This is a genomic window from bacterium (genome assembly GCA_023145965.1).
Classification (GTDB): domain Bacteria; phylum UBP14; class UBA6098; order UBA6098; family UBA6098; genus UBA6098.
In genome coordinates, this window is record JAGLDC010000011.1 from 30,814 (window position 1) to 40,987 (window position 10,174).

At 40.2% G+C, this 10,174-nt stretch carries 8 protein-coding genes; 4 read left to right on the forward strand and 4 right to left on the reverse strand.

What is annotated here, in order from left to right; genetic code table 11:
* Position 1 precedes the first annotated feature (1 nt).
* The gene (locus tag KAH81_01520) at positions 2–2,515 is read left to right on the forward strand and encodes a PAS domain S-box protein (GenBank protein MCK5832327.1); all 2,514 of its coding nucleotides are present in this window, start codon (positions 2–4) and stop codon (positions 2,513–2,515) included.
* Here the strand turns inward: KAH81_01520 and KAH81_01525 are convergent.
* Positions 2,510–3,367 carry a glycoside hydrolase family 3 protein gene (locus KAH81_01525; protein ID MCK5832328.1) on the reverse strand — a complete coding sequence of 286 codons (858 nt, stop codon included), beginning with the start codon at positions 3,365–3,367 and terminating at the stop codon, positions 2,510–2,512. The two genes, KAH81_01520 and KAH81_01525, sit on opposite strands and share 6 nt — an antisense overlap.
* A 57-nt stretch (positions 3,368–3,424) precedes the next feature.
* Here KAH81_01525 and KAH81_01530 point away from each other — a divergent pair, with 57 nt between their 5' ends.
* Positions 3,425–3,619 (forward strand): hypothetical protein, encoded by a 195-nt coding sequence (locus KAH81_01530; GenBank protein ID MCK5832329.1) that lies wholly within the window; start codon positions 3,425–3,427, stop codon positions 3,617–3,619.
* Positions 3,620–3,624: 5 nt separating this feature from the next.
* Here the strand turns inward: KAH81_01530 and KAH81_01535 are convergent, their stop codons facing one another.
* Both KAH81_01535 and KAH81_01540 read right to left on the reverse strand, forming a co-directional pair.
* On the reverse strand, positions 3,625–3,831 hold the full coding sequence (locus tag KAH81_01535) for a helix-turn-helix domain-containing protein (protein ID MCK5832330.1): 207 nt from the start codon (positions 3,829–3,831) through the stop codon (positions 3,625–3,627).
* Positions 3,821–4,642 carry a hypothetical protein gene (locus KAH81_01540; GenBank protein MCK5832331.1) on the reverse strand — a complete coding sequence of 274 codons (822 nt, stop codon included), beginning with the start codon at positions 4,640–4,642 and terminating at the stop codon, positions 3,821–3,823. The genes KAH81_01535 and KAH81_01540 overlap by 11 nt, the downstream gene beginning before the upstream one ends.
* A 524-nt stretch (positions 4,643–5,166) precedes the next feature.
* Here KAH81_01540 and KAH81_01545 point away from each other — a divergent pair.
* The gene (locus tag KAH81_01545) at positions 5,167–7,110 is read left to right on the forward strand and encodes an aconitate hydratase (protein MCK5832332.1); all 1,944 of its coding nucleotides are present in this window, start codon (positions 5,167–5,169) and stop codon (positions 7,108–7,110) included.
* 24 nt (positions 7,111–7,134) lie between these two features.
* Entirely contained in the window at positions 7,135–8,484 is a 1,350-nt protein-coding gene (locus KAH81_01550; GenBank protein ID MCK5832333.1) for an NADP-dependent isocitrate dehydrogenase, read from the forward strand.
* Positions 8,485–8,684: 200 nt separating this feature from the next.
* On the opposite strand, the gene KAH81_01555 is transcribed toward KAH81_01550, so the two are convergent.
* Positions 8,685–10,174, reverse strand: a 1,490-nt coding sequence (locus KAH81_01555; GenBank protein ID MCK5832334.1) for a hypothetical protein, incomplete at its 5' end; no start/stop codon positions are given.

Consider the following 10,174-nt stretch of genomic DNA (forward strand, 5'->3'; position numbering starts at 1 on the left):
TATGTTAGATCGTTTTAAAAAGGACGTTGGAGTTCGCCTCACAGCTATATTTATTATGGGATGCATGATTCCTCTGTTTTTTTTCGGTGTTTATATCTATTTTAAAACTGTGAAAAATCTTGTTGATATGTCGCGCGACCGGGTAAGCACAAATATTCAGTTAAGAGAGCATTATATCCATTCATGGATTGAAGCACAGGAAAATTCTATTGAAGAAATCGCCGAATTATATAAGCACAATGTGAACATTCCTCTATCCAAGAATGACATAATAAGCTTTTTTATTAAGGACAATAGCGAATTCTTTGAAATTTTCATTTTATCTACAAAAGATGGAAATATTATACAATCCACTGAGCCTTTGAATATTGGTAAAATAAAAAAGGAGAGAGCCTATTTCCATAATGGAATAAAAGGGACTTACACCTCTAATATTTATTTTAGCCCCTCTCTTCAGGGACCGGCAATGACCATCGCTACTCCCATAGAAATCAGTGGCGATACTTTGCTTGTTTTAGCGGGAAGAGTTAAACTCGATAAGCTTATTTCGGTTCTTGGACTCGGATTTTCAGATAAAACCTCAATCAATTCCTACCTTGTGAATAGGTGGAATGCTTTTACAATAGGTTCAGATAAGGTTGAAGAAAAAACAGGAAATTTTTCTTTTGGTATTCAAAAAGCTATTGAAGAAGGCCGATTTATTGGCAAGTATAAGGATTGGAATGGGACAACTGTAATCGGATGTTGTAGGTTTATATCTACTTTAGGTGCAGTGCTTGTTGTCGAAGTTGAATATGATTTGGCAACCAGCCCGCTAAAAAAAGATATTGTAGTTATTTTCGCTATTCTTATAGCTTCAATATTAATAGCATCTTTTTTCTTCTATTTTCTTTTAAAAAACACTCTTAAGCCAATCGACGAAATTTCTAAGGCCGCTCAAACCGCTGCTCAAGGAAATCTTAATGTTCGTGTTAGAAGCAAGGGCATGGACCAGATTGCCCTCTTAGCATCGAGTTTTAATTCTATGGTTTCTAAATTAGCCGATAGTTTGCACGAAAAAGCCCTGTCGGATCAAAAACGAAGTCACCTTATCGAACGCGCAAATGATGGGTTTATTACAATCGATAGGTTTGGAAACATACTCGATATTAATCAAAGTGTTTCTAGGATGTGGAATTATACTCAAGTCGAACTTAAACAGATGCTTGTCTTTGAACTGTTTCAAGAAGACGATGCTAAAACCTTTGGGCGACAGATCCGAAGAATAGAATATAATGATTCTGCTGGACTGATAGAATTGAATGCTGTTAAACAAAATGGAGTGTTTTTTCCGACTGAGATGAGTCTTATATCTTTGGGCGATGGAACATATCTTGTTATAGCAAGAGACATCACTGAAAAGAAAATACTTGAACGCGAGCTTGTACAAGCACAAAAGCTGGAAAGCGTCGGAACCCTTGCAGCAGGTATTGCCCACGATTTCGATAATTTACTCGTAGGTGTTTTAGGTGCCGCCTCACTTATAAAATCGACAACTAATAACTCTGACCCGAGATACGAGATGCTCGAAATTATTGAAACTTCCGCTGAGCGGGCTGCAGGGTTAGTCAAACAATTAATGACATTTGCCAGACAGGAACCACCGCATAGAGAGACTACTAATATCTCGACATTAATCGAAGAGGTCATGAGAGTTTTGCGCACAAGTGGAAGTCCTGATATCTTTTTCAGAACCAGAGTAGCTTCTAATCTGCCTATGGTTTTTGTCGATCCAGTCCAGATTAAGCAGACTTTCTTCAATCTTTGTTTAAATGCTATTGATGCCATGCCCGATGGTGGAGAGCTGACGGTCGAGGTCAATTTTGTTGAAGTAGATTCTTCAAAATTTAAAACCCTAAAGGATTCCCGAAATAAGAATTTTGTTGAGATTTTAATCTCAGACACAGGTATTGGAATCTCCGAGGATAAAATTGATAGGATTTTCGAACCGTTTTTTAGCACTAAAGGCCCCGGCAAGGGAACTGGATTGGGGCTTTCAATTTCATATGGTATTGTGGAATTCCACGGTGGGGCGATAAATGTCGATTCAGTTGAAGGTATTGGTTCTACTTTTAGGGTTTATCTTCCAGCTTTATCTCATGATGTCAATTGTCCAATAGAGCAAAAACCATCCATTTTCTTTATCGATAAAAATCCTTCCTTAAGGAGATTATATCGAGTGGCTCTCGATGGAGGACATTATTCCTTATTAAGCTTCTCCTCGCTAAATATGGCCCTATTGGAAACAAAGAAATCTCAGTTACACCCGGATATTATATTGCTGGGTTCTTCTGCTCTCGATGATGATCTATCAGCGTCTCTTTATATTTTAAAAACAAGCTTTCCAAAGGCGGCTAGGATTCTTCTGGGAGAAATCGAAGGTATATCAGAGATAGATTTTGATGAAATGATTCCTGAATACAACGATGTAAAAAAAGTTCTAGAAGCTCTCGGAAGGATTAGTTCGAATCTATAACAATTCTGTTTGGCCTTCAAACTCCTTGCATATTAAAACAATATCGTGACCCGAGTCTAGGGTTTTCTTAACACGATCTTCTAGGGATTGATATTCTTGAGCTCCGCCCATAAATAGGTCGTCGCTGATAATTGAACCTGTGAATCCTAAGTCTTCCCTTATTATATTTATTATTTTTGAAGAATATGTTGCTATTTTGCCGGATGGATCGAGCTTTTTTGCAACTAGATGTGTTGTCATAATATACGGAATAGCAGCCTCGATAACCGATTTATACGGTATAAAATGCTTTAACCAAAAGTCTTCATTTTTTCCCGCAAAAGATACACCAAGATGCGGATCAATATCCGCAGAACCTAATCCAGGGAAATGTTTTGCGCAGGGTTTTATTCCTGCGGAAAAAAGCCCTTCGATAATCGCAACCGCATATTCTGCACAGATATAGGGATTATCGGATAAAGCGCGACCTCCTAAAATGTGGCCCTCAGAGGCAACATCGACTACCGGAGCGAGGTTGATATCTATCCCTAAATCAGCAAGTGCATTTCCAAGTGTTCTATAGGCTTCACGAACCTGAAGAGGTGTCATCGATGAAGGCAGTTCACGCGGGTTGGGTGGATTCGGGAAGCCATGTTCTAATCTTAATCTACTTTTTTCACCGCCCTCTTCATCGATCATGAACATTGCTTTTGGGCAAATACTTCGGAGGTTTTTTATTGTTTTTTTAAGGCCTTTAGAGCTTATAAAATTGTGTTCAAATATAATAAAACCATAAGGTTGAGCCTTTTCGATGAAATCGATAAAATTCTTATCGGGGATTGACCCAGAGAAACCGAAGACGGCTTTATTCATATCGAGCATATTTTCCTTTTAATTTGAAAATCTTCGAAGAATAATTATATTATAATAATGATGATAGATGAAAACACAACACTTGAGGCAATATTAAAAACCAATTCCAGCGCAATGAAGATTGTTGCACGCCACGGTCTTCACGCCCTAAGTTGTCCCAGTGAAATATACTGTTCGCTCAAATCTATCTCGGAAACGAGGGGAATTCCTTTGGAACATCTATTAATCGATCTCAGGCAGATTTTGGAATAATCTCTCTATTCCATTAATTCTTTTACAGCAGGTGATTCTGTAAATTGAGCATCGAGCCATTTATCTATAAGTGATCTACGGAATCGCCATTCTTTACCAAATTTAGCGGCTGGAATTTGGCCCTCTCGGGCCCATTTGTATATAGTCTGAGGTTTGAGTTTAAGATATTTTGAAACATCCTGGACTGTCATAATTTCGTCATTAACGAGCATCTTGCATATCCTCGTTTTCGGAATTCAAATCCTCGATTTTCTTTTCAATATTCCCAGATTCCTCGAATTCTTTGAGATGCTCATCGCTGTAGAATTGACTAGCCTTCTTTTCCACGTTTGTTTCTTTTTTAGCTTTATCGCCAATCACGAAATCTCCGAATGTCCTGATAAAATGGCTATAAAAATTCCCATCTTGCTTCCTGAAAAGTTGGAATTGAAGGTCCTTATTCCCAAGAAATGGCCTTAGATTCCAGGCTAATTGAGTCCCTACAAATGCGAAAATAATAACCCATATTTTAAAAATTTGAACACCTTGTTTTGGGTAAACCGAATGTTCTTCACAGGCATAAACAAGCCCATCGTTGAGAGTTTTCATGCTTGTTAATCCTGCAATTGTAAAAATAGCAATATGAAGCAATCGAAGAAAAGTATAACTCGATCCAATAAGCATAAAGAAAATTACTATCGGTGCGAATGAAGCCAATATGCAACCAGCCATTACAAACGCACTGAGTATCATTGCTAGCGATTGTGCTAGGCTAAGCTTGCTACCAAGAAGTATATTGAAGATGAAAAGAGCCGGGGAACAAATGATTAGGGAAAGAATAAACAGAACCGGAACCTTTATTGCAGCTGAAATGGCCTGTGGAATCGAATTATATAAACCCATCGAAATCCCATAAACACTGAACAATAAAAGAGAACCGAGGATCATTTTAATAATTAAAATCCCGTTATTATCGGTTTTTAATACCTCATCATAAAATGATTCACGATCACGAATAATTGAAGACAGAATGTTTTTTGTCATATTTAACTCCTTTTTATTGAATATAACTATATAAACATATATTTCAATATATTTTGATGTTTATTACTATTTTGCTACCCTAAACTGTATTTTGCTAATTTGGCAGCAGATCAAGGTGCTATTTAGCCGCAATATAAGTTTAGTTCGCAAATATTATTCTGCTTGATTATTCGAAGCTCTCGAACACAACGAACGATAAAGCTGGTTATCACTCTCTCATTTTTTACAAATAATTCGTGATTATTGACCTGATTGGAATAAAATATTTTTGTGGTTGTTAAGACTTATATATATATTTGATAATGCTCTAAGGACAATATTATTAATCTCTATAATATTATTTTTTTTACTTGCCAAGCGATTTCTATATCTTAACTTTCAATAGATAAATTATCAGTATGGTTAATAAATTAAGATTGATAAATTATTATTGTAAATAAGATAAGCATAAGAGAAAAAGCTTCCAGAGGAGTGGATTTACAGGGGTGGAAAGTCAATAAATAACCGAAAAACTAAGGATGGAAATGGGTCTTACTATCGCGCAAAAGATAATTAAAAAGCACATTATAGTCGGCGAGGAGAATGCTGGTTTGCCAGTTGGGATACGAATAGACCAAACACTCACCCAAGATGCAACCGGCACTATGGCCTATCTTCAGTTCGAGGCCTTAGACATGCCTAGAGTAAAGACTGATCTTTCTGTGAGTTATATAGACCACAATACTCTCCAAATGGGTTTTGAGAATGCTGATGACCACAAATACTTGCAGTCGGTAGCAGCCAAATTTGGGATTTATCTCTCAAAACCCGGGAATGGCATATGCCATCAAGTGCATCTCGAGAGATTTGGTCTCCCCGGAAGAACATTATTGGGTTCTGATAGCCACACACCAACCGGAGGCGGTATTGGTATGATGGCCATCGGAGCTGGTGGCCTGGATGTCGCTGCTGCAATGGCACAACAGCCTTTTTTTATTGCATATCCTCGAATAGTCCGAGTGGAGTTGAACGGTAAACTTAGGCCATGGGTGGCTGCAAAAGATGTCATACTGAAATTGCTCGAAATAATGACGACAAAGGGAAATGTCGGTGTTATTGTCGAATATGGCGGCGAAGGCGTAAGAACCCTTTCAGTCCCGGAACGGGCCACGATAACCAATATGGGCGCCGAGCTAGGCGTTACAACTTCAGTTTTTCCAAGCGATGAGATAACTTTTCAGTTTCTAAAAGCTCAAAATCGTGGTGATGGTTGGGTCGCTCTCGACTCGGACCCCGATGCTGAGTTCGATAAGATAATCGAGATAGACCTTTCGACATTAGAACCCATGGTTGCGCAACCGCATTCTCCCGATAATGTTGTAAAAGTTAGGGATATCGCAGGGATGAAGGTCAATCAGGTTGCTATTGGAAGTTGCACAAATGCTTCTTTCAAAGACTTAACTATTGTGGCCGAAGCGCTCAATGGCAAGAAAGTCAATCCAGATCTTAGCTTTGTTGTTTCACCTGGATCGAAGCAGGTTTTAAGAATGCTATCCGATAACGGCGCGCTTTCAAAGATAATTTCTGCAGGCGCGAGAATTATGGAAACTACTTGCGGATTTTGTATCGGTTGCGGTCAGGCTCCTTCCACCGATGCAGTCAGCATTCGCACAAATAACAGAAATTTTTATGGCCGCTCAGGAACAAATTCGGCGGGTATATATCTCGTTAGTCCGGAAACGGCAGTTGCTTGCGCACTGAAAGGCGAAATTACCGATCCACGCGATCTCGGAGAAGATAATTATCCTGTAGTCGAAATGCCTGATAAATTCACTATAGACGATTCTATGATACTCCCGCCATCGGAGAATCCAGAGTCGATTGATATTTTCCGCGGGCCGAATATTGGTGATCCACCACGCAACGAGAAACTCCCAGAAAAGCTTCACGGTCCAATTACCATTAAAGTGGGGGACAAGATCACAACAGACCACATCATGCCTGCAGGTCAGCGCCTGAAATATCGTTCTAACACTCCAAAATATTCGACCTATGTCTTCGAGCCTGTCGATGAGACCTTTTCAGCCCGAGCCTCTACTAACAGAGATAATGGTTTGCACAATTTTATAGTTGGCGGTTTCTCTTACGGACAAGGCTCTTCGCGTGAACACGCCGCACTTTGTCCCATGTTTCTCGGAGTAAAAGCGGTTATCGCAAAATCTCTTGAGCGAATTCATTCCGCGAACCTTGTGAATTTCGGAATCCTCCCGCTTCGCTTCATTGATTCCAAAGATTATAAGCGCATAGAACAAGATGATGTCCTTGAAATCGATAACATACGCGAACTATTAGAAAAGAACGAACAGATTTTTATTAAAAACACGACGAAAGGATTCTCTTTCGAGGTCGAACACGGGCTTTCCAAACTTCAAAGGGCGATTATTCTCGCAGGCGGTAAACTCAACTATATTAAGAACATAAACCAATAATATATAACCTTATTAAGGAGTAGCATGATCGAATTTGAAAGACTGCAGTATCCCAAAATTGGTTCTCGGATCGAGTATGTTAATGGCAAGATCTCGGTGCCGAATAATCCGGTAATTCCATTTATTCGAGGCGATGGCATCGGTCTGGACATCACACCAGCTATGAAGCTAGTTGTCGATAATGCCGTTAAGAAAGCCTATAATGGTAAGAAGGAGATACACTGGTTCGAGGTCCATGCGGGGCTTTCTGCCCTCCAACTCTATGGCAACGATAATATCTTACCAGATGACACTATCAAAGCAATAGAGCATTTTTACGTCGCGATAAAAGGCCCATTGACCACACCTGTGGGTGGGTTTAAATATGTTTGCCTTGATTGCGCGAAAGAACAAGGCGAAATCGATGGCAAACGCCCCAAAAAGTGCATTCAATGTGGCTCTGAGTGGATCACGCCAAGGTTCCGTTCGCTCAATGTTGGTCTTCGCCAGATCATGGATTTATATGCCTGTGTTCGTCCAGTGCGTTGGTTTAAGGGTGTGCCTTGTCCGGTAAAGCGGCCCGATCTTTTAAACGTGGTAATCTTCCGCGAAAATACCGAGGATGTTTATGCGGGTATCGAATTCGAACAGGGCGAACCGGAAACCATTAAAGTAATAGATTTCTTGAAAAAAGAAATGGGTAAGAAGATCCGCCTCGACAGCGGTATCGGTATTAAACCTATCAGCATTACTGGAACCAAGAGACTTGTTCGCAAAGCTATCCAATACGCTATAGAACACGATCTGCCTTCTGTTACTTTAGACCACAAAGGCAACATCCAGAAATTTACCGAGGGAGCTTTCCGCGATTGGGGATACGAACTTGCCAAAGATGAATTTCGCGATAAGATTGTTACCGAACAGGAGCTTTGGGCAGATTTCGATGGCAAAATGCCTGAAGGTAAAATCCTTATTAAAGACCGCATTGCTGATCAGATTTTCCAGCAAGTGCTACTTAGACCAAGTGAATACAGCGTTCTTGCAACTCCCAACCTGAATGGAGACTATATCTCTGATGCTTGCGCTGCTCAGGTTGGAGGTTTAGGATTAGCTCCAGGAGCAAATATTGGCGACAAAGTTGCACTGTTTGAAGCTACGCATGGCACTGCGCCAAAATATACAGGTCAGGATAAAGTGAACCCCAGTTCGCTGATTCTCTCTGCCGTGATGATGCTTGAATATATGGGGTGGCAAGAAGCTGCAGACCTGATTGTAAAGGGTATAGGGAAGACAATTAACAATAAAACCGTTACTTATGATCTCGAGCGCCAAATGGAGGGTGGAACAAAACTTAAGTGCTCCGAATTTGCCTCGGCGATTGCATCGAATATGTAATTGAATAGGAAGCGTAAGGGATTCTCACAAAAACGCGAGGGTTTTACCCTCGCGTTTTTTTTTATAACATAGTAGGTTACATTATATCAATTAAAGTAATATATCAGGTTGCTGGCTATAATAACATACACACTAAATAATAAAGATAATTAATTAAACAATAAATTGCAAAGACCTTGCCAATATGGCAAATTCAGCAACTAGGGCAAATCCCATTTCTTGCGTAGGATCCATTCCGCACAAAGCAATAAAACAAATATGATTAAAAGAACTGGATGGTCCCAAATATCTCTTTCTCGGCGTTCCTTGTGAACCAATTTCGGTGTTTGGATATAATCATCGAGTGAGTCGATGTTTTCTGGCAGAAAGAATTTTCCACCTGTTGCGTCGGCAATTGCTTTAAGCGCAATGGTATTTAATTGGACGTTTTCCAATTCGATTGAATAAGGCTCGACAAGAAAACTGTAGTTGGCAGTGTTGATCGATTGTTCGTTTAGACTAGCTACAGAGTTGATTACCCATCTTCCAATATCGAAAGCAGGTAATTCCAGAGAATATATGCCATCGCCACGGTCTTCTAAAACGATAACCATAGAATCAGAAGAATTATCTTTGCTCGTGAATTTAGTAGCAATCTTTGCTCCTTCAAGGGATTGGTTAGATTGATCCCTCAGCCGAGCGGTGATAATAACCTTCTCTCCACTACGATACACTTGTTTATCTGTCTCAACAGCGAAGTCGCTTCCTTCACCTGCTGCAAGTAGCCAGCTAGAGCTTCTGTTGACTAGGCCACGATATAGATCATTATCTTTACCGAAGCCCAGCGGAACAAAGGCCCATCTCCAAAAACCCGCACCATTGATTATCATAGTTCTTCCCCTGCCAACCTCTCGAACAGAGAGGATAGGGACGTCGTCCATTTTTGGATGTGCCATTAAAATTTCTGAACCGGGAGTGTTTCCTGTTATCATTGTGAATCCGGAAAGGGGTGGAATGCGTTGATAATCTTCGACCTTAAGCGAGGTTTCATTTTGAGGACGTGTAATGGAATGCGCCAAGCCCCGAACTGTAACCTCAGGAACGAAATCGTCTTCCATCCAAACATGTGAACCGGCCGAATAAATAAAAGGAAACATTTTAGCCCAGGTGTTGCCTGAGCTTTTATTCAAAATGATGTTTCCGAGGAATTGAAATCCCAAGGCACCTCCACCGTTAACATAATCCAAAAGAAGTGGTGCGAGGTTCATACCATCGAGTTGATTTATTGCATCTATAATATAAACGGCATCATTTTTACTGAGCTCATCCAGTGTTTTTGGCATTTTCGTTTCGCTGGCAGGGGAGGCCTTCCCAAGAAATGCGCTTTTAACAACGATATCGGGATCCTGCGCAAGAGTTCTAAGCAAAAAGGTCATCTCCCAGTTAGGTTTGGAGCCGATAAGAAGAATGGACTTTTTCGAAGGTAAAACCTTTACACAAACGCTTCTTGCGTTATTAGAAGAGGATAATTCTCCATCTGTGGCAGGTAAAAAAGCCCGATATGTAAATTCACCCTCGTTTTCAGGCATGACATTGAACTTAACATCGAGAAATTCGCCGTTTCTCGGCAGGGAAATCCTTTTTTCACCAATCTTCTTATCCTCGAGGTAAAGATTTATGGATGTTTCGAGGCCACCGTAACTGTTGGCGT